Source organism: Duganella sp. GW821-FHT07F09 (genome assembly GCF_059418705.1).
The window spans coordinates 898486-919086 of sequence record NZ_JBWKQJ010000001.1 but is presented as its reverse complement, the minus strand read 5'-3'; the positions used below and the strand labels follow the sequence as shown (position 1 = coordinate 919086).

The following is a 20601-nucleotide window of genomic DNA, read 5'->3' as shown; positions in this document are numbered from 1 at the left end:
ATCTGGTGCATCCTGTAAAATCCCGCCATGAGTAAATTATCCCTGGACCGCATCCTGCAATCGCAGGGCTATGGCACCCGCAAGTACTGCCGCTCCCTCATCGAGGATGGCGAAGTGAGCATCAACGGCGTGGTACACGACAACTACAAAACCGCCATCGAAACCGATGGCCTGGTGTTGACCATCTTCGACGAAGAGTGGGTCTACCGTGAGCATTTGTACATTGCCCTGCATAAACCAGCCAATTTCGAGTGTTCGCGCAAGCCCAGCCACCATCCCGGCGTGCTGACTTTGTTGCCCGAGCAGTTCACCTGGCGCGACGTGCAGCCGGTCGGCCGGCTCGACCACGACACCACCGGCATGCTGCTGATGTCCGACGATGGCCCCTTTATCCATGCACAATCGTCGCCGAAGCGGCATGTGCCGAAGGTTTACCAGGCCACCACGCAGGAACCCGTCACCGATGAACTGGTGGCGCAATTGCTGGCCGGGGTGCAGTTGCACGACGAACCGGCGCCGCTGGCGGCGCAAACCTGCGTCCGGCGCGGCGAGCATCTGCTGGAAATCGTGCTCGAGCAGGGTAAATACCACCAGGTCAAGCGCATGCTGGCCGCCGCCGGCAACCATTGCAGCGCGCTGCACCGCTCGGCCATCGGCGGCCTGACCTTGGAATCGCTCGGCATCGCCGAGGGCCAGTGGTGCTACCTGACCGCCGAACAGCTGGCGCTGTTGGCTCCTTCCTCCGTGCCAGCCGCCCCATGAAACTGGCCACCCTGAAGGACGGCACCCGCGACGGCCAGCTTGCCGTCGTCTCGCGCGACCTGAAAACGGCGCAGCTGGCCGACGGCGTGGCGCGCAGCCTGCAGCGCGCGCTCGACGACTGGAGCTTCATTGCGCCGCAACTGGAGGCGATCTACCAGGATCTGAACCAGGGGCGCGCCCGCCGCGCCTTCGATTTCGAGCCCGCCAACTGCATGGCGCCGTTGCCGCGCGCCTTCCAGTGGGTCGACGGTTCGGCCTATGTCAACCATGTCGAGCTGGTGCGCAAGGCGCGCGGCGCCGACATGCCGGACTCGTTCTGGGACGAGCCGTTGATGTACCAGGGCGGCAGCGACGACCTGCTCGGTCCGACCGACGATATCGAACTGTTCCACGAGCAGTGGGGCATCGATTTCGAAGCGGAAGTGGCCGTGATCACCGACGATGTGCCCATGGGCGCGACGCCGGACCAGGCGCACCAGCGCATCCGGCTGCTGATGCTGGCCAACGACGTATCGTTGCGCAACCTGATTCCGGAGGAGCTCTCCAAGGGTTTCGGCTTTTTGCAAAGCAAACCGGCCACCAGCTTCTCGCCGGTGGCGGTCACGCCGGACGAGCTCGACGATGCCTGGAAGGGCGGCAAGGTGCATTTGCCGCTGCGCTCGACGTGGAACGGCAAGCTGGTCGGCCAGCCGCACGCCGGCGTCGACATGGTGTTCAATTTCCCGAAACTGATCGCCCACCTGGCCGCGACCCGCAACGTGCGCACCGGTACCATCGTCGGTTCGGGCACGGTGTCCAACAAGGACGCCAAGCGGGGGTATTCCTGCATCGCCGAGCAGCGCGCGCTGGAAATGATCGCCGGCGGCGCGCCGGTCACGCCCTTCATGGCCTTCGGCGACACCATCCGCATCGAAATGCTCGGCAGCGACGGCAAGTCGGTGTTCGGCGCCATCGACCAGAAGGTCGTCCAAAAGACAAGCTAGTCAAACTGATAATTGCCGTGCAGAATCAGTGAGCAAGCACTGAAACACCGCCGTATTCCACCGATGGTCTTGCCCTGCCGCACTCGATAATGGCAACATCGAAATGAACCACGCGGCAGGCCGACATGTCAGAAGATAGCGACGCAGAAAAGACCGAACCCGCGTCAGCGAAGCGCCTCGAGCAGGCGCGCGAGGAAGGCGACGTTCCCCGATCGCGGGAAGTGGCCACGTTTACCGTGCTGATGGCCGCCGGCGCCGGCCTGTGGCTGACCGGCGACGGCCTCATACGGCAACTCAATTCCGCCCTGGTGTCCGGGCTGACGCTGAACCAGGAGCAAATCTTCAATGCCGACGTGCTGATCAACCGCATCCTGGTCGACGTGGTGCGGGTGATGATCGCCTGCCTGCCGCTGGCCGTTGCCGTCATGGTCGTCGCGCTGGCCTCGCCGCTGCTGGTGGGCGGCTGGTTGTTTAGCGGCAAAGCCTTCATGCCCAAGTTCAGCAAGCTCAATCCCATCACCGGCATCGGCAATATGTTCTCCAAGAACGCCCTGGTCGAGCTGTTCAAGGCCATCGCCAAGGCGCTGGTGGTCGGCGTGGTCGCTTACATGGTGGTGATGAAGCAGAAGGATGCGGTGATCGGCTTGGCGGTCGAGCCGCTCAAGCTGGGCAGCGTGCACCTGCTGAATATGCTCGGCAGCAGCTTCCTGTTCATCGTCGGCGCGCTCGGCCTGATCGCCGCCATCGACGGGCCGTATCAGATGTGGCATTACGCTAACAAGCTGAAGATGACCCGCCAGGAGATGATCCAGGAATCGAAGGAATCCGACGGCAACCCGCAAATCAAGGGCAAGATCCGCCAGCTGCAGCGCGAGATGGCCAAGCGCCGCATGATGGCCGACGTGCCGACCGCCGACGTGGTGGTGACCAACCCGACCCACTACGCGGTCGCGCTCAAGTACAGCGACGGCATGCGCGGCGCGCCGAAGGTGGTGGCCAAGGGCACCGACGAGGTGGCCGCCAAGATCCGCGAGATCGCCAAGGACAGCAAGGTCACCTTGCTCGAGGCGCCGGCGCTGGCGCGCGCGCTGTACAAGCACACCGAGATCGGCGACGAGATTCCCGAGCAGCTGTACGCGGCCGTGGCCGAGGTGCTGGCCTATGTCTTCCAGCTGCGCCTGTTCAGCAAAGGCGGCGGCAACCGTCCGGATGTGCCGAAGACCTTGGATGTGCCGCCCGAGCTCGATCCGCTGAACCCGGCCTATGTCCCCAAGAATGGCAAGAAACCAGATTTGAATAACGGAGCTTCCGCATGAACGCAATGAGCAACATCAAACTGCCGCCATGGTTGCAGGGCATCGCCAACAGCAAGAACAAGGCGAGCCTGGCCGCGCCTATCCTGATCATCATGCTGCTGGGGATGATGGTGCTGCCGCTGCCGGCGTTCGTGCTCGACATCTTCTTCAGCTTTAACATCGCGCTGTCGGTGATCGTGCTGCTGACCAGCCTGTACACGGTCAAGCCGCTCGACTTCATGGCGTTCCCGACCGTCCTGCTGGTGTCGACCATGTTGCGCCTGTCGCTGAACGTGGCCTCGACCCGCGTGGTGCTGACCGAGGGCCACACCGGTCCCGACGCCGCAGGCAAGGTGATCGAGGCCTTCGGCCATTTCCTGATCGGCGGTAACTACACGGTCGGCCTGGTGGTGTTCATCATTTTGACCATCATTAACTTCACCGTCGTCACCAAGGGCGCGGGCCGGATCGCCGAAGTGGGCGCACGTTTCGCGCTGGACGCGATGCCGGGCAAGCAGATGGCGATCGACGCCGACCTCAACGCCGGCCTGATCGGCGAAGCCGACGCGCGCAAGCGCCGCAGCGAAGTGTCGCAGGAAGCCGAATTCTACGGCGCGATGGACGGCGCCAGTAAATACGTGCGCGGCGATGCGATCGCCGGTATTCTGGTCACGGTGATCAACGTCGTCGGCGGTCTGCTGGTCGGCGTGATCCAGCACGACCTGCCATTCGGCGAGGCGATCAAGCTCTACACCCTGCTGGCCATCGGTGACGGCCTGGTGGCGCAGATCCCGTCGCTGATCATCTCGGTGGCGGCCGGTATCGTGGTTTCGCGCGTGGCCAGCGACGAGGACATCGGCACTCAGATGGTGGGGCAGTTGTTCGCCAAGCCGCAGGTGCTGTACATCACCGCCGCCATCATCGGCGGCATGGGCATCATTCCGGGCATGCCGAATCTGGTGTTCCTGTTGCTGGCCGGCGTGCTGGCCGGCTCGGCCTACCTGATGACCAAGCGCGCCAAGGCCGGCGGCGGGGCGGCGGCCGACGCTGCGGCTGCCGAGGCCGCCGAGCCGGCCGCCGCGCCCGAGCAGGAGGAGGCCAGCTGGCAGGACATCATGCCGGTCGATACCCTGGGCCTGGAAGTGGGCTACCGCCTGATTCCGCTGGTCGACAAGACCCAGGGCGGCGAGCTGCTCAAGCGCATCAAGGGCATCCGCAAGAAGTTCGCGCAGGAGGTCGGTTTCCTGGCGCCGCCGGTGCACATCCGCGACAATCTGGAACTCAAGCCGTCGGCCTACCGCATCACGCTCAAGGGCGTGGAGGTCGGTTCGGGCGAGGCCTTCAACGGACAATTCCTGGCGATTAATCCCGGCATGGCCAGCGGCACCCTGCAGGGCCTGGTGACCACCGATCCGGCCTTCGGCCTGCCGGCCACGTGGATCGACGCCGGCCTGCGCGACCAGGCGCAGGGCATGGGCTACACGGTGGTCGATGCCGGCACCGTGGTGGCCACCCATCTGAACCATTTGATCACGAGCCATGCGTCCGAGCTGCTGGGCCGCGCCGAGGTGCAGTCGCTGCTCGACCACCTGGGCAAGGAGGCGCCCAAGCTGGTGGAGGACCTGGTGCCGAAGATGGTGTCGCTGTCGACCTTGCAGAAGGTGCTGCAGAACCTGCTGATGGAAGGCGTGCACATCCGCGACATGCGCTCGGTGATCGAGACCCTGGCCGAGCACGCCGTGCACACGCAGGACCCGAACGATTTGACGGCGCTGGTGCGCATCTCGCTGGGCCGGGCCATCGTGCAGCAGTTGTTCCCGGGCGCGTCCGAGCTGTCGGTGATGACGCTCGATAACCGCCTGGAACGCTTGCTGATGCAGGCGCTGGCGGCCAGCGGGCCGGACGGCGCCGGCATCGAGCCGGGCCTGGCCGACACCATCGCCCAGCAGGCGCAGCAGGCGGCGCAGCAGCAGGAGGCGCTGGGGCTGACGCCGGTGCTCCTGGTGCCGGGGCCGTTGCGGGCCTTGCTGTCGCGCTTCCTGCGCCGCGCCTTGCCGCAATTGAAGGTGCTGTCGCACGCGGAGATTCCGGAAACTAAAACCATCCGCGTGACGGCGTTGGTGGGGCAGCAGTAAGGGCAACTGGCGCGGGATTGATCCCGTCGCGTTCGCGTCCGTGCGGCCGGCCTAGACTGGCCACATGGATGATGATTTCGACACGCCGTGGAAGGAAGTGGTAACGCACCACTTTCCCGAGTTCATGGCCTTCTATTTTCCCGAGGTCTACGCCGCGATCGACTGGTCGCGGCCGCACGATTTTCTCGATCAGGAATTCGCCGCGCTGACCCGCGACGCCGAGCTCGGTAGACGCGTGCTCGACAAGTTGGTGGGCGTCCATCTGCATACCGGCGGCGAGCAATGGGTGTTGATCCATCTGGAGGTGCAGGGGCGGCACGACAAGGATTTTGCCGAGCGCATTTTCATCTACAACTATCGTATCTACGACCGTTACCGGCGGCCGGTTGCCAGCCTGGCGCTGCTCACGGATGCCAGCAAGCGCTGGCGGCCCCGCGCATTCTCTTACAAGCTGCTCGGTTGTGAGATGCACATCGATTTCCCCATCGTCAAGCTGCAAGACTACGCCGACCGCGTGGACGAATTGCTGGCGCTGGACAACCCGTTCGCGCTGGTCACCGTGGCGCATTTGCTGACGCAGCAAACCAAGGGAGACGCGCGCCGCCGGTGCATCGCCAAGTGGCGTTTGACCAAGCTACTGTATCAGCGGAATTGGGATCGTCAGCGTATCATCAACCTGTATCGCGTGATCGATTGGATCATGGCGTTGCCACAGGAATTGGATGCCCGGCTGCGCCATGGCATCTTGCATTGGGAAAGGAGAACGACCATGACTTATATGTCTTCCATCGAACGCATCGGCATGGAGATCGGCAGGAAAGAAGGACGGCAGGAAGGACGGCGGGAGGCCCTCGCCGAAATGTTGACGGTGTTGCTAACCGAGCGCTTTGGCGAACTCGACGCGGCAAGCAGTGCGAGCCTGGCTTTGGCCGATGTCGAGCAGCTCACCGCCTGGACCAAAAACGTCCTCGGCGCCCGCGGTTTGTCCGAGGTGTTTGCTGATAAATAGGCAATCCCCGCAGCCGGGGTGAAATGCGGCCCCTTTCCGCCCTTGTTCGGCGGATCGTTTCCTAAGTGCATCGTCAATAATGGCACTGTCCGAGTAGAAAAGCGTCTCGTCCGGAAGACGCGCTACTCAAGCTACAGGAGTCGATGATGGCCAAACCTACCTCGCAAGCACGCGCCACCCAGTCCCCGGGGAGCCAGCCATGAACGTCAAAAAATTCAGCGCGCCGACTTCGCGCGAGGCGCTGCGCAAGGTGCGCGAATCGCTCGGCCCGGATGCCGTGATCCTGTCGAACCGCCAGTCCGACGGCGGCGTCGAAATCCTCGCGCTGGCCAACGACGACGCCGCGTCGCTGTCGTCGCCGGCGCCGCATTCGCCGATGGCCGAGCCGGCGCCGTCGCTGGATCTGGGCCTGGGCTTGCCGTCCGGCCGCCTCGAACAACGCATGGAGCCGCGCTTCGACAACCGCGCCGCCGAGATGCCGGCCGAGCCGGTGCGCCGCGTGGTCGCCTCGCCGTCGTCCTATGCCAGCAAGACCGCCGCTGCTGCCACTCACGCTGCCGCGCCATCGGCGCCTGCCCAGCTCCGCGCGCCGTCGCTCGACGTCGACCAGATCACCGCGATGGTCGCCTCGGCCGTCGCCAGCGCCAAGCAGAACGCCGCCGCCGAAATGCAAGTGATGATGGGCGAGATCCGCGCCATGCGCGGCATGATGGAAACCCAGCTGGCCGAAATCGCCTGGGGAAGCACGCAAGCGCGCGAACCGCAAAAGGCCGCCGTGCTGCGCGAAATGCTGGCCGCCGGCTTCTCGGCCAGCCTGGCGCGCTACCTGATCGAGAAACTGCCGGCTGACCGCGACGCCGCCGACAGCATGCGCTGGATTAAAACCGTCCTGACCCGCAACCTGTCGGCCATGGCCAACGAGGACGCGCTGATCGACCAGGGCGGCGTGTTCGCGCTGGTCGGCCCGACCGGCGTCGGCAAGACCACCAGCACCGCCAAGCTGGCCGCGCGCTGCGTGATGCGCCACGGCCCGGACAAGCTGGCCCTGATCACCACCGACGCCTATCGTATCGGCGCGCACGAACAGCTGCGCATCTACGGCAAGATCCTCGGCGTGATGGTGCACTCGGTGAAGGACGAAGCCGACCTGCGCATCGCCCTCAAGGAACTGCGCAACAAGCACACCGTGTTGATCGACACCGTCGGCGTGAGCCAGCGCGACCAGATGGTGACCGAACAAGTCTCGATGCTGCAAGGCGCCGGCTCCGACGTCAAGCGCCTGCTGTGCCTCAACGCCACCGCCACCCAGGAGACGCTCAACGAAGTGGTGCGCGCCTACCAGGGCAGCGGCCTGGCAGGCTGCATCATGACCAAGCTCGATGAGGCGGCGGCGATCGGCAACGTGCTCGATGTCGTCATCCGCCAGAAGCTCAACCTGTTCTACGTCTCGAACGGCCAGCGCGTGCCGGAAGACCTGCACCTGGCCGATCCGGCCTACCTGATCGACCGCGCTTTCAAATTGAAACGCGACGCCGTCAACACCCAATACCTGGATGCCGAGCTGCCGATGCTGATGTCCAACGCCACCAACGACCAGTCCATGCGCGAGGTGCACCTTGGCTAATTTCGATTTCGACCAGGCGGAGGGACTGCGCCGCATGCTGGCGGGGCCCAAGCCCCGCATCGTCACCTTCCTGTCGGCCACGCCGCAGGACGACAAGGGCGCCATGCTGGTCAACCTGGGCGCCTCGCTGGCCCGCGCCGGCAACGACGTGTTGATCATGGACGCTTGCGCCAGCGCGCACGGCGTCGCCACCCGCCTCGGCGTCGATGGCGGCGCGAGCCTGCTCGATGTCGCGCGCCAGGAGTGCGCGATTAATCAGGTGATCCACCAGGTGCCGCAGGGTTTTGCTGTGGCGTCGATGACACGCGGCGCCCTGCGCAGCGGTCCCGATGAAACGCGTCGCCTGGCCAAGGCTTTCGATGTGCTGGTCAAGCAGACCGGCATCGTCATCGTCGACGGTGAATTCGACGGCGAGGCTTTCCCGGTGCCGGTCATGGCCAGTTCCGAGATCGTGGTGCAGGTGTCGAACAGCGCCACCTCGATCAAGGCCGCCTACAGCATGATCAAGCGCCTGAACCAGGAACTGGGCCGCCGCCCGTTCGGAATTCTGGTCACCGGGGCTTCCGAATCGGAAGCAAAAGTGGTATACGATAATATGGCGCAAGCGGCAAGCCGCTATCTGGCCGTGAACCTGGTCTCGATGGGATCGGTGCCGGCCGACGAATACCTGCAGCGCGCCGCGCGCCTGGGTCGCGCGGTGGTCGACGCTTTTCCGCTGGCCGGCGCGTCGGTCGCGTTCCGTCAACTGGCGGGGCGCTTCGCGCTGGCCGGTTCGCCTTCGGTCGCACGTTCACTGTGAGCGGAAAGGGGCGGAAAGGAGCGGCGTGGCGAAGATCTTGGCGCATAGCTAACTATCAATGAACTATCAATAAGAATATAAACATCAGGCTATGTACACGGTCAAAGGGAAAGCGGACAAGAATTCTTTGCTGACGGAGCACATGCCGTTGGTCAAGCGCCTTGCCCATCACATGAAGGCGAAACTGCCGCCCAGCGTCGAAGTCGACGATCTGGTGCAAGCCGGGATGATCGGCCTGCTCGACGCCATCAGCCGTTACGAGGAAACCCATGGCGCCCAGTTCGAGACCTATGCCGTGCTGCGCATCCGCGGCGCCATGCTCGACGAGCTGCGCAACAGCGACTGGCTGCCGCGCTCGATGCGCCAGAACATGCGCAAGATCGAAACGGCGATGAGCACCCTGCAGCAGCGCCTGGGCCATCCGCCGACCGAGTCGGAGGTGGCCAAGATGCTAAAGCTGTCGCTGGCCGACTACCAGGAGATGCTGTCCGACGGCGGCGGCCACCAGCTGGTGTACTACGAGGATTTCCACGACGACGACGGCAACGACAGCTTCCTCGACCGCTATTGCTCGGACGAGGAAAGCGACCCGCTGCGCTCGCTGCTCGACGGCGACTTCCGCCAGGCCGTGATCGACGCCATCGACGCGCTGCCGCCGCGCGAAAAAATGCTGATGGGGCTGTACTATGAAGAGGAGCTCAACTTGAAAGAAATCGGCGCCGTGATGGGCGTATCGGAATCGCGCGTATCGCAATTGCATACGCAGGCCGTCGCGCGCCTGCGCGCCTCGCTCAGGGAGAAGTCGTGGACTGGGCCAGTGTAATCGGGGTGCTGCTGGCGCTGGCCGGCATCGCCGTCGGCCAGACGCTTGAGGGCGGCAAGCTGTCGTCGCTGCTGCAGCCGGCCGCTTTCGCCATCGTCGTCATCGGCACCTTCGGCGCCGTGCTGCTGCAGACCAAATTCCGCACCTTCGTGCGCGGCGTGAAGATGCTGCGGCTGGTGTTCGCGCCGCCCAAGGACACGCGCGCCGCGCTGGCGCGCGACATCAATGCCTGGAACCTGGCCGCGCGCCGCGACGGCCTGCTGTCGCTGGAGCGCTACATGCTCGCCTCCAAGGACAAATTCAACACCAAGGGCCTGCGCCTGATCGTCGACGGCATCAATCCCGACAAGCTGCGCCACCTGCTCGACACCGAGATCACCGCCTACGAGACCGAGGAGCGCCAGGCGGTGCGGATCTGGGAATCGGCGGCCGGCTACTCGCCGACGATCGGCATCCTGGGCGCCGTTCTGGGCCTGATCCACGTGATGGAAAACCTGACCGATCCGAACAAGCTGGGCGCCGGCATCGCCGTCGCCTTCGTCTCGACCATTTATGGGGTCGGGCTGGCCAACCTGTTCTTCTACCCCGTGGCCAACAAGCTCAAGGCCATCGTCACGCAGGCCGTGCACCAGCAGGAGATCGCCGCCGCCGTGTTCTACGACATCGCCACCGGCGACCACACGCGCGTCATCGACGAGCGCATCGCCACCTTGCTGCGGGAGCACTGAGATGCAGTACCAGTACCGGCGCGCGCGCAGGAAGTTCGACGAGGAAGTGGAGAACCACGAGCGCTGGCTGATTTCCTACTCCGACTTCATCACACTGCTGTTCGCGTTCTTCGTCGTGATGTACGCCATCTCCTCGGTCAACATCGGCAAGTACAAGGTGTTCTCCGACGCCCTGGGCGACGCCTTCGGCGGCGCCGGCTCGGCCGAACCGATCAACACGCAGGTGCAGAATCTCCCGATTCCCAATCCGGGCCTGAAGCGCCGCACCGAAATGCTGCGCAAGGAAAAAGAGCAGATGACCAAGCTGGCGCAGGATCTGCTGTCCACGCTGGCGCCGCTGGTCAAGGAGGGCAAGGTGCGGGTGACGCAGAACAGCCGTGGCGTCAGCGTCGAGATCAACGCCAGCGTGCTGTTCGATCCGGCCGAGGCGCGCCTGACGGCCGATTCGGTCGAGGCCTTGCGCGCGGTCGCCGCGCTGCTCAAGGACGACAGTCACAACGTGCAGGTCGAGGGCCACACCGACAATCTGCCGATCAGCACTGCGCTGTATCCATCGAACTGGGAATTATCGGCGGTGCGCGCCAGCAGCGTGGTGCGCCTGTTCATCGACGCGGGCGTGGCGCCGGAACGGCTCACGGCCGTCGGCTTCAGCTCCAACGTGCCGGTGGCGCCCAACGACGACCCGATCGGCCGCGCGCGCAACCGCCGCGTCGCCGTCACCATCCTGTCGGGCATCCCCGACACGGTCACCGAATTGCCGACGACGCCAGCGTCGCCCGTCCCGGTCCCAGCGCCGGCCCCGGCCCCATAATCAAAAACACTCTAAACCACGTAGGGCGGATTAACGAAGCGTAATCCGCCATGCCCGCGTCGACGCGGCGCATGGGGGGAAGCGCGCCGCAAGAAAATCGTATTAAAGGGGGGAAGGAGCGGTCAGCCGGCCAAAAAGCCGCGGCTACGCGGAATCGTGCTCGACATCCCGCTGGCGCTGTAGAAGTTATTCGCGCCGGAAGACAGCGGCTGCAACGCCTGCAACGCGCCCTGGGTATGGCCCATCTGCTTATTGATCAACATGCCGTTGATGCGGTTCAATTCCTTGGCCTCGCGCGTGTGCTCGAGCAGCAGTTTCCACGACTGGGCGATCTGGTCGTCGGCGCTGGCGGCGATCCAGTCCTCCATGCCCGACTCCTGGGCCGGAAAACCGGCCTTGCCCAATGCCCGGTGGCGCTGGGCCGACAACAAGGTCATCTGCGCGATCAGCGCGGTTTTTTTTGCCGTGACGGCCGGCAGGCCGTCGATTTCCGCCGTCACCAGCAATTGCTGCTCCTGTTTGAGCAGCTCCAGCAGCGTAGCCATGATCTGCTCTTCTTCGCGCAGATTGTTGAGCGGGGTGACGGTTGACATGACTATCCTAACGTTTTCGTGAGTGCAGCAGATCCTTGACTGTATCCAGCAAGCCATCCGCTACTTTTTCCGAGTTGACCTGGAACTGGCCGTCGGCGATGGCCAGCTTGATGCGCTCGACCTTTTTGGTGTCGAACACGCCGCTGCTGCCGCCGGCCGCGCTGGCCGCCATGGCCTGGCCCTGGGGCGACAGGCGCACACTTTCCGAGCTGGTGGCGGTCGGCGCCGGCGCGGCCTTGTCCGCGCCGCGCGAGGCGGGCGCGGAAGGCGCGTTCGACGCCGGCAAGCCGGTCGTGTTCTTTAATGTATCGTTGATTTTCACAGCATCATCCTTCTCTGGTTGGGGCCTAAAGCCCCGGGATCTGAGTATTTAACGGCGCCCGCTTGAAAAACTTTAGCCTCGCGCGTCATCAGAACCCGGCGTTCGATCAAAACGCCACCTCCACCAGTCCGCCTACTTTGGCGATTCCGGTGATTTGTTGCCCACCGGAAGTTTTTACCTGTACCACCTGGCCGTCGCCCGCCGTACTCATGGCGCGCGCCTCGGCCGAAACACTGAAACCGGAACCGCTCGACACCAGCCGCACCAGTTGTCCGGATTGCACCACCGGCTTGGTGCGCAGGGTGTCGATCCGCATCGGCGTGCCCGGCGGCAGGGAACTATTGCTGCTGCGGCCCACCACCTGGCTGATGTCGGTGGCTATACCTGCTGGCAACATTGTCAAATCGCCCTTAAGCATCACCAACTGGCCCGCCTCGATGGTCTGGCCCTGGGCCAGCGGCGCGGCGCTGGCGACGTACTCGCCGATGACGGTCACACTGGCTTGAATATATACCGTCCAGGCCGACGGTGTCGCACAGCGCACGCCGACGGTGGTCTTGCCCCAGGCGCGCGCGCCGGGCATGAAGAAGGCTTGCGGCGCCGGGCATGGGGCCAGGCTCATGCGCGGGTCGATGGCGCCCACGGCCACCGTCACCTGGCCCGGCAGGCCGCCCGTTTGCACCTGCAGGAACTCCTCCACGGTGCGCTTGAGGGCGGCGCGGTCGTGATACGCGGCCTGGCGCGGCTGAGTCTGCTGAGCGGACTGGCCGGGCAGGGTTTGCTGGCCGTGCGCGGTCGATGCCGCCGCCGACAACAGGGCGAGGGCGGCCAGACGGATGGCTGGGCGGGCGGTTTGTGTGAGGCGTGATGTCATGGCGTAGGTTTCCCCTTCAATGTTGCCATCATAGTCTGGCGGCCCCGACTTGAAACCTTGAATAGCGCGGAAAAGCGGGTGCTTCTCTGTCGATGGTTCACTGGAGCAACTCCGTATGATGAATCCTGTCATAACAAGTTCGTCCACTGTTTGGGCGGTATCCGGAGGTTGTCATGCTTGGTAAACTCGACGATTACATGCGCTTTAACGAAGCCGCGCTGAGCCTGCGCTCGCAGCGGCAGACGGTGTTGGCGTCCAACATCGCCAACGCCGATACGCCCAATTACAAGGCCCGCGACGTCGATTTCGGCAGCGCGCTCAAGGCCGCGCTGGACAAGGCCAGCCCGAGCGCGAACGCCGCGCTCAAGACCACGGCCACCAAGCATTTCCCCAACCCCCAGCAAACAGGTGGCACGCTGGCCGACGGCACGCCGCTGTTGTACCGGGGCGTGGTGCAGGGCGCCGTCGACGGCAACACGGTCGACATGGATGTCGAGCGCAACCAGTTCGCCGACAACGCCATCCGCTACGAGGCCGGCGTCACCATGATCAACGCCCAGATCAAAGGGATGATGGCGGCGATCCAGTCAGGGAACTAATCATGTCACTATTTAAAATCTTCGATGTCTCCGGTTCGGCCATGAGCGCCCAGGCGCAGCGCCTCAACGTGGTCGCCTCCAACCTGGCCAACGCCGACAGCGCCACCAGCGCCAGCGGCGAGGCCTACCGCGCCCGCCAGGTGGTGTTCGAGGCCACGCCGACGGCCAGTGGCGATTCGACCGGCGTGCGCGTGCGCAAGGTGGTCGAGGACCAGTCGCCGATGAAGCAGATGTACGACCCCAAGCATCCGATGGCCGACGACAAGGGTTACGTCACCATGCCCAACGTGAACGTGGTCGACGAGATGGTCAACATGCTGTCGGCGTCGCGCTCGTACCAGACCAACGTCGAGACCATGAACGCGGCCAAGTCGCTGCTGGCGAAAACGCTGACCATCGGTCAGAACTAACAAGATCAAGGGAGTCCAACCATGGCCACCAGCGGCATCATCGACACGCCCAAGGCGTCGACGTACAACACCACCAACACCGCCAGCGGCACCAGCGCGGCGGCGAACAACGACATCGGCGCCGACCAGGACAAGTTCATGAAGCTGCTCATTACGCAGCTGAAGAACCAGGACCCGCTCAACCCGATGGACAACGCGGCCATGACCAGCCAGCTGGCACAGTTGTCGACGGTGACCGGCATCAACAAGGTCAACGCCACGCTGGAGTCGCTGCGCACCGACCAGGCCAGCGCGCAGTCGATGAACGCGGTCAGCCTGATCGGCAAAGGCGTGCTGGTGGCGGGCAAGGGCATCGAACTGAGCACCAGCACCGACGCGGCCGGCGTCAAGACCAGCAGCAGCGTGTTCGGCGTCGACCTGGCCTCGCCGGCCGAAACGGTTGACATCAGCATCATGGACAAGACCGGCAAGGTGGTGCGCAACATGTCGATGAAAAACGTCGATGTCGGCACCTACCCTATCACCTGGGACGGCACCATGGACGACAAGACCGCGGCGGCGGCGGGCAGCTACACCTTCAGCGTCAAGGCCGTCAGCACCGGTAAGACGCTCACCGACGCCACCCAATTGCAACTGGCGGCCGTCGCCAGCGTGTCGACCGGAGCGGCCGGCGTCAAATTGAATACCTCGCTTGGCCATTTCACGATGGCTGAAATCAAGGAAGTTTTGTAAGTCTTCACACCATAGGGGAATACCATGTTCCAACAAGGACTGAGCGGCCTGAACGCCGCATCCAAATCGCTGGACGTCATCGGCAACAACATCGCCAATGCCAGCACGGTCGGGTTCAAGGGTTCGCAAGCCCAGTTTGCGGACCTGTACGCCAACTCGCTCAACGGCGTCTCCGGCAACAACCCGGGTATCGGTGTGACGACGGCCAAACTGGCCCAGCAATTCACGCAAGGTAATATCGAGACCAGCAACAACCCGCTTGACGTGTCGATCAACGGCGGCGGTTTCTTCCGTCTGGTGGTCAACGGCGCGGTGCAGTATTCGCGCAATGGCCAGTTCCACGAAGATAACACCCACACCCTGGTCAATGCCCAAGGCGCGCAGCTGACGGGTTACCTGTCGAACACTGCCGGCGTGATCCAGCTCGGCGCCCCGGTGCCGCTGACCCTGGACAAGTCCGACCTGACGCCGGTGCAGACCACCAAGGCCAACTTCCAGATGAACCTGAGTTCGGCCGAAAAAGTGCCGAAGACGAACCCGTTCAATGCCAACGATCCGAACTCGTACAACAAGCAGACCGTGCTCAACGTCTACGACAGCCTGGGCACCTCGCACATCATGACCACGTACTACGTCAAGACCGACGCCAATACCTGGGACGTGTACGCGTCGGCCGATAACAAGGAGGTGGTGTCGGCCGGCGTGGTCGCGTCGATTAACCTGGAGCCTGGCGTGGTCGCGGCCCGTACCGCCTACAACGACGCGGTGAAGGCTACACCGCCAGTGCCGGCCGACATCGCTGCCGCCGCTTTCGTCTACGCGCAGGCCGCCCACGACGTGATGGCTGCCTCCGCCGTTACGCCGCCGGCCAGTGCAACACCAGAACAATTGCAGGCTTTGGCCGACGCGCTCGCCGCGCTCGACCCGACGAGCAGCGGTGCGATTATCGACATGACGCCGGACGACATCGCCGCCAGGCTGGCCGCCGCGGTCACCGTGCCAGCCGTCAAAGCCGGTACCCTGGTATTCGACCGCAACGGCGCGCTCAGCCCTGGTGCAATGGCCGCGATGGTGCCGGCGCAAACCCTGCCGTTCTCGATTACCCTGCCGATCTTCCCGGACACCGGCGCGGAACAGCCGATGACCGTGCTGACCACGTTCGACAAGACCACCCAGTACGGCAGCGTCACCAACGATCTGGGCTCGACCCAGGACGGTTACTCGGCCGGTTCGTGGCAGCGTTACGCGATCGACGAGAACGGCGTGATCCTGGGCCAGTACAGCAACGGCAAGTCGCGCGCCATGGGCCAGATCGCCATGGCCAATTTCGCCAGCGTCGACGGCCTGACCCCGCTGGGCAACAACGCCTGGGCGGAAAGCTCGAACTCGGGTCCACCGCAAGTGGGCGTGCCCAACGCCGGTTCGATGGGTTCGCTGCGCGCCAGCTCGGTGGAAACTTCGAACGTCGACCTGACGGCCGAACTGGTCAATATGATCACCGCGCAGCGCGTCTACCAGGCCAACGCGCAGACGATCAAGACCCAGGACGGCATCATGCAGACCCTGGTCAATCTGCGCTAACGTTAACGAGGTAAGTCATGGACCGTCTGATCTACACCGCGATGACCGGGGCGCGGCACGTGCTGGAGCAACAAGCCACCACGTCCAACAACCTGGCCAACGTCAACACCACCGGCTTTCGCGCGCAGCTCGACAGCTTCCGTGCCGTGCCGGTGGTGTCGGAGGGCTTGCAGACGCGCGCCTTCGTGGTCGATTCGACGGTCGGCGCCGACATGCGCGCCGGGCCGATCCAGACCACCGGCCGCCCGCTCGACATCGCCATCCGCGACCAGGGCTGGATCGCCGTGCAGTCGCCGGACGGCTCCGAGGCCTACACCCGCAACGGCAGCCTCAAGGTCAGCGAAAACGGCCTGCTGCAAACGGCCAGCGGCCAGACCCTGATCGGCGACGGCGGCCCGATCGCCATTCCGCCGGACGTGACGGTGATGATCGCCGGCGACGGCACCGTCAGCACCGTCTCGACCGACTACCAGCCGGGCCCGTCCAACACCCTGGGCCGCATCAAACTGGTCAATCCGGACCCCAAGGGCCTGGTGCGCGGCAACGACGGCCTGTTCCGCCAGAAGGATGGCACGCCGGCGCAGAACGATCCGCTGGTACGCGTGGTCGACGGCGCGGTCGAGGGCAGCAACGTCAATCCGGTCGATTCCATGGTCAATATGATCAGTCTGGCAAGGCAGTTCGAGATGCAAATGAGCCTCTTGAAGAACGCCGAGAATAACGCCGCAAAAGCCACCCAGATCCTCGCTTTGGGTTGATGACCTCTCCCGCATAATGGTGGTGTGGGATGAGTAGCTGTCGCTTCTGGCCGCTCCCATCCATGCTACGGGAGAAGGAAAATGATACGTTCACTTTGGATCGCCAAGACGGGCATGGAGGCGCAGCAGACCGCGCTCGACGTCACATCCAACAATCTGGCCAACGTCAGCACCAACGGGTTTAAAAAGTCGCGCGCCGTCTTCGAAGACCTGCTGTACCAGAACATCCGCCAGCCCGGCGGCCAATCGTCGCAACAGACCAATCTGCCGTCCGGCATGCAGCTCGGTACCGGTGTGCGTCCCGTCGCGATCGAGCGCGTCCACACCCAGGGCAATCCCCAGTCGACCGGCAATGACAAGGACCTGATGGTCAACGGCAACGGCTTCTTCAATGTGCTGCTGCCCGACGGCACCACCGCCTACACCCGCGACGGCTCCTTCCAACGCGACAACAACGGCCAGATGGTCACCTCCAGCGGCTTCGTGCTGCAGCCGGCCATCACCATCCCGATCACCGCGCAAAGCATCACGGTCGGCCGCGACGGTACCGTCTCGGTGACGTTGCCGGGCCAAGTGGCGCCGCAGCAGATCGGCAGCATCCAGTTGTCGACCTTCATCAACCCGACCGGGCTGGAGTCGAAGGGCGAGAACCTGTATGTCGAAACCGGCGCGTCGGGCAATCCGCAGACCAACACCCCGGGCACCAACGGCACCGGCGTGATCCTGCAGGGCTTTGTCGAAACGTCCAACGTCAACGTGGTCGAGGAGATGGTCAATATGATCCAGAACCAGCGCGCCTACGAAATCAATTCCAAGGCCATCACCACGTCCGACCAGATGCTGGCCAAGCTGGCGCAGCTGTAAGGGGCAGACCATGAAACACGCTATCGCCATCATCTTCTCCGCCGCCGCCCTGAGCGGCTGCATGACGACGCCGACGTCGATCGTCAACTCGCCGATGTCGGCCCGTCCGCTCAACGCCGAGCAGCTGGCCGCCAAGCCCAACAACGGCGCCATCTACCAGGGTTCGGCCTTCCGCCCGATCTTCGAGGACCGCCGCGCGCGCCAGGTCGGCGACGTGCTGACCCTGGTCATTACCGAACGCACCACCGCCAACAAGGCCGGCACCAGCTCGGGCAACAAGACCGGCGGCGTCAGCGTGGCCATGCCCAAGCCGCTGCAGTCGACCTTCGGCAATCCGCTGGCCGTGTCCAACGAGAGCAGCTATTCCGACGGCGACAACCAGACCGCCAGCAACGCCTTCACCGGCACCATGGGCGTGACGGTGGTTGAGGTGCTTTCCAACGGCAACTTGATCGTGGCCGGCGAGAAGCAAGTGGCGATGAACAAGGGCGTCGAATTCATCCGCTTCTCCGGCATGATCAATCCAGACAATATCGCCACCGGCAACACCGTGGCCTCGACCGCCGTGGCCGACGCCAAGGTCGAATACCGCACCAGCAGCCAGGTCGACCGCGCGGAAATGGCCTCGATGGCCTCGCGCTTCTTCCAGAGCCTGCTGCCGTTCTGAGGCCGATGATGAAAACTCCCGACCTGATTTATGGCCCGCGCCGTCTTGCCAAAGTGTGCAAGCTGGTGGCGATCGTCCTCGCGTTCACCTTGCTCGCCTCGCTGGTGCAGAACGCCCACGCCGAGCGCCTGCGCGACCTGGCCAGCATCGCCGGCGTGCGCCAGAATCAGCTGATCGGCTACGGCCTCGTCGTCGGCCTCGACGGTAGCGGCGACCAGACCACGCAGACCCCTTTCACCGTGCAAAGCGTGGTGTCGATGCTGCAGCAACTGGGCGTGAACCTGCCGCAGGGTACCCAGCTGCAATTGAAGAACGTCGCCGCCGTCATGGTCACCGCCTCGCTGCCGCCGTTCGCGCAGCCGGGCCAAACCCTGGACATCACGGTCTCGTCGATGGGCAACGCCAAGAGCCTGCGCGGCGGCACCCTGCTGATGACGCCGTTAAAGGGCGCCGACGGCCAGGTCTACGGCATGGCGCAGGGCAACGTGCTGGTCGGCGGCGTCGGCATCGCCGCCGGTGGCGCCGGCGGCAGCTCGCTGACCGTCAACCACCTCAGCGTGGGCAAGATTTCCGCCGGTGCAACGGTCGAGCGCGCCGTCGCCTCCAGCCTGGGCGAGGGCAACCAGATCAAGCTGGAACTGAACACGGCCGATTTCGCCACCGCCAGCCGCGTGGTCGAGGCCATCAACGAAAAATACGGCGCCGGCATCGCCTACGCGCTCGACAGCCGCGTGATCCGCGTGCAGTCGCCCAGCGGCAGCGACCAGCGCGTGACCTTCATCGGCACCTTGCAGGACATGCAAGTCAATCCGGCCGAGCAGCCCGCCAAGGTCATCATGAACGCGCGCACCGGTTCGGTGGTGATGAACCGCGCGGTGACGCTCGAAACGTGCGCCATTTCCCACGGGAATATGTCAGTCTCGGTGACAGCCGATCCGCAGGTGAGCCAGCCCAACGCGCTGGCCGGCGGCCGCACCGTCGTCACGCCCAACCAGACCGTCGATATCAAAAAGGATAGCGGCAAGGTCATGATGGTCAAGGGCGGCGCCTCGCTGGCCGAGGTGGTCAAGGCACTCAACGCCATCGGCGCCACGCCGCAGGATCTGCTGTCGATCCTGCAGGCCATGAAAGCCGCCGGCTCGTTGCGCGCCGAGCTGGAAATTATTTAAGCGGAGTTCGCCATGACCAGTCCCAAGACCTCCAACGACCTCGGCAGTAATCTGAGCAATAAGTTCGCCCTCGACGTCAAGGACATGGGCGCCTTGCGCCAGTCGGCCAAGTCGGGCAGCGCCGAGTCGCTGAAAACCGCCTCCACGCAGTTCGAGGCGATGTTCGTCAACATGATGATGAAGAGCATGCGCGACGCCTCGCCGCAGGACGGCATGATGAACAGCGAGCAGACCAAGATGTTCACCACCATGCTCGACCAGCAGACCAGCCAGAACATCGCCAAGAAGGGCATCGGCCTGTCCGACGTGCTGATCCGACAGTTGACCAAGACCGCCGACGCCAAGGCGCTGGCCATCGGCGGCGCCGGCGACAGCGCCAACGGCGCCAACGCGGGCAGCTTCAGCGGCGTGGCCAGCCTGATGGACGCCAAGCTGCAAAAGGCCATCGCCGCGGCCGGGGGGGCCGGTGCCGCGAATGTCGCCCCGAAGGCTGGGTCTGTGGATGACAACTCCGCCGTGCCCGCCACCGTGATCGGCAATCGCGGCTCGCAGGCGCCGCACGTGCGCAGCTTCCAGGAAAAATTGTCGTCCCACGCCGAGGAGGCCAGCCTGGCCACCGGCATCCCGGCCAAGTTCATGCTGGGCCAGGCGGCGCTCGAGAGCGGCTGGGGCAAGCGCGAGATCAAGGGCCGCGACGGCACCAACAGCCACAACCTGTTCGGCATCAAGGCCGGCGGCGACTGGAAGGGCAAGACGGTCGACGCCACCACCACCGAATACATCAACGGCAAGGCCCAGACCCGGGTCGAGAAATTCCGCGCCTACGACAGCTATGCCGATAGCTTCAAGGATTACGCGAAACTGTTGTCGAACAATCCACGCTACGAGAAGGTGCTCGCCAGCGCCGGCGACGCCAGCAGCTTCGCCCAGGGCTTGCAGAAGGCCGGCTACGCCACGGACCCGCATTACGCGGCCAAATTGACCAGCATCATCAAGCGCTCGCTGGCCGGCTGACCGTTGACGGCCTGGCGCGCTCAAGCGGGTTATTCAAGTTTTCGCTTGC

At 64.3% G+C, this 20601-nt stretch carries 22 protein-coding genes; 19 read left to right on the top strand and 3 right to left on the bottom strand.

What is annotated here, in order from left to right; all coding sequences use genetic code 11:
* Positions 1-27: 27 nt before the first annotated feature.
* The 10 genes from AC07P1_RS04200 to motD all read left to right on the top strand — a co-directional run bounded on the left by AC07P1_RS04200 (position 28) and on the right by motD (position 10969).
* The gene (locus AC07P1_RS04200; RefSeq protein WP_494694631.1) at positions 28-762 is read left to right on the top strand and encodes a pseudouridine synthase; all 735 of its coding nucleotides are present in this window, start codon (positions 28-30) and stop codon (positions 760-762) included.
* On the top strand, positions 759-1745 hold the full coding sequence (locus AC07P1_RS04195; RefSeq protein WP_494694630.1) for a fumarylacetoacetate hydrolase family protein: 987 nt from the start codon (positions 759-761) through the stop codon (positions 1743-1745). Before AC07P1_RS04200 ends, AC07P1_RS04195 begins: the two co-directional genes overlap by 4 nt.
* A 125-nt stretch (positions 1746-1870) precedes the next feature.
* Entirely contained in the window at positions 1871-3061 is a 1191-nt protein-coding gene (gene flhB, locus AC07P1_RS04190) for a flagellar biosynthesis protein FlhB (protein WP_494694629.1), read from the top strand.
* A 5-nt stretch (positions 3062-3066) separates the two neighbouring features.
* Positions 3067-5175, top strand: a complete 2109-nt coding sequence (gene flhA, locus AC07P1_RS04185; RefSeq protein ID WP_494694797.1) for a flagellar biosynthesis protein FlhA — start codon at positions 3067-3069, stop codon at positions 5173-5175.
* 64 nt (positions 5176-5239) lie between these two features.
* A complete protein-coding gene (locus AC07P1_RS04180; protein ID WP_494694628.1) occupies positions 5240-6184 on the top strand; it encodes an RpnC/YadD family protein in 945 nt (314 codons plus the stop codon).
* 199 nt (positions 6185-6383) lie between these two features.
* On the top strand, positions 6384-7808 hold the full coding sequence (gene flhF / locus AC07P1_RS04175; protein WP_494694627.1) for a flagellar biosynthesis GTPase FlhF: 1425 nt from the start codon (positions 6384-6386) through the stop codon (positions 7806-7808).
* The gene (locus AC07P1_RS04170) at positions 7801-8607 is read left to right on the top strand and encodes a MinD/ParA family ATP-binding protein (RefSeq protein ID WP_494694626.1); all 807 of its coding nucleotides are present in this window, start codon (positions 7801-7803) and stop codon (positions 8605-8607) included. Before flhF ends, AC07P1_RS04170 begins: the two co-directional genes overlap by 8 nt.
* Before the next feature lie 91 nt (positions 8608-8698).
* Positions 8699-9430 (top strand): RNA polymerase sigma factor FliA, encoded by a 732-nt coding sequence (locus tag AC07P1_RS04165; RefSeq protein WP_315218699.1) that lies wholly within the window; start codon positions 8699-8701, stop codon positions 9428-9430.
* Positions 9412-10158 carry a flagellar motor protein gene (locus AC07P1_RS04160; protein WP_494694625.1) on the top strand — a complete coding sequence of 249 codons (747 nt, stop codon included), beginning with the start codon at positions 9412-9414 and terminating at the stop codon, positions 10156-10158. Before AC07P1_RS04165 ends, AC07P1_RS04160 begins: the two co-directional genes overlap by 19 nt.
* Before the next feature lies 1 nt (position 10159).
* Positions 10160-10969, top strand: a complete 810-nt coding sequence (gene motD / locus AC07P1_RS04155) for a flagellar motor protein MotD (protein ID WP_494694624.1) — start codon at positions 10160-10162, stop codon at positions 10967-10969.
* Positions 10970-11091: 122 nt separating this feature from the next.
* On the opposite strand, the gene AC07P1_RS04150 is transcribed toward motD, so the two are convergent.
* From AC07P1_RS04150 to flgA, 3 genes are all read right to left on the bottom strand, one after another.
* Positions 11092-11562 (bottom strand): flagella synthesis protein FlgN, encoded by a 471-nt coding sequence (locus AC07P1_RS04150; protein ID WP_494694623.1) that lies wholly within the window; start codon positions 11560-11562, stop codon positions 11092-11094.
* A gap of 7 nt (positions 11563-11569) precedes the next feature.
* Positions 11570-11884 carry a flagellar biosynthesis anti-sigma factor FlgM gene (flgM, locus tag AC07P1_RS04145; protein ID WP_315218693.1) on the bottom strand — a complete coding sequence of 105 codons (315 nt, stop codon included), beginning with the start codon at positions 11882-11884 and terminating at the stop codon, positions 11570-11572.
* A 106-nt stretch (positions 11885-11990) separates the two neighbouring features.
* Positions 11991-12758: a flagellar basal body P-ring formation chaperone FlgA gene (gene flgA, locus AC07P1_RS04140; protein WP_494694622.1), complete on the bottom strand. Its 768-nt coding sequence runs from the start codon at positions 12756-12758 to the stop codon at positions 11991-11993.
* 173 nt (positions 12759-12931) lie between these two features.
* On the opposite strand from flgA, the gene flgB reads away from it, so the two are divergent.
* From flgB to flgJ, 9 genes are all read left to right on the top strand, one after another.
* Positions 12932-13357 carry a flagellar basal body rod protein FlgB gene (gene flgB / locus AC07P1_RS04135; RefSeq protein ID WP_315218689.1) on the top strand — a complete coding sequence of 142 codons (426 nt, stop codon included), beginning with the start codon at positions 12932-12934 and terminating at the stop codon, positions 13355-13357.
* Positions 13358-13359: 2 nt separating this feature from the next.
* Entirely contained in the window at positions 13360-13767 is a 408-nt protein-coding gene (flgC, locus tag AC07P1_RS04130) for a flagellar basal body rod protein FlgC (RefSeq protein ID WP_315396596.1), read from the top strand.
* A gap of 21 nt (positions 13768-13788) precedes the next feature.
* A complete protein-coding gene (locus AC07P1_RS04125) occupies positions 13789-14499 on the top strand; it encodes a flagellar hook assembly protein FlgD (RefSeq protein WP_494694621.1) in 711 nt (236 codons plus the stop codon).
* A gap of 24 nt (positions 14500-14523) precedes the next feature.
* The gene (locus tag AC07P1_RS04120) at positions 14524-16080 is read left to right on the top strand and encodes a flagellar hook protein FlgE (RefSeq protein ID WP_494694620.1); all 1557 of its coding nucleotides are present in this window, start codon (positions 14524-14526) and stop codon (positions 16078-16080) included.
* A 17-nt stretch (positions 16081-16097) separates the two neighbouring features.
* Positions 16098-16838 (top strand): flagellar basal-body rod protein FlgF, encoded by a 741-nt coding sequence (flgF, locus tag AC07P1_RS04115; protein WP_315218680.1) that lies wholly within the window; start codon positions 16098-16100, stop codon positions 16836-16838.
* Positions 16839-16919: 81 nt separating this feature from the next.
* Entirely contained in the window at positions 16920-17702 is a 783-nt protein-coding gene (flgG, locus tag AC07P1_RS04110; protein ID WP_090322427.1) for a flagellar basal-body rod protein FlgG, read from the top strand.
* A 10-nt stretch (positions 17703-17712) separates the two neighbouring features.
* Positions 17713-18369, top strand: coding sequence for a flagellar basal body L-ring protein FlgH (locus tag AC07P1_RS04105; RefSeq protein ID WP_494694619.1), 657 nt, complete (start codon positions 17713-17715; stop codon positions 18367-18369).
* A 5-nt stretch (positions 18370-18374) separates the two neighbouring features.
* Positions 18375-19538 (top strand): flagellar basal body P-ring protein FlgI, encoded by a 1164-nt coding sequence (locus AC07P1_RS04100; RefSeq protein ID WP_494694618.1) that lies wholly within the window; start codon positions 18375-18377, stop codon positions 19536-19538.
* Between the two features lie 12 nt (positions 19539-19550).
* Positions 19551-20552 carry a flagellar assembly peptidoglycan hydrolase FlgJ gene (gene flgJ, locus AC07P1_RS04095; protein ID WP_494694617.1) on the top strand — a complete coding sequence of 334 codons (1002 nt, stop codon included), beginning with the start codon at positions 19551-19553 and terminating at the stop codon, positions 20550-20552.
* The last annotated feature ends 49 nt before the right edge of the window (positions 20553-20601 follow it).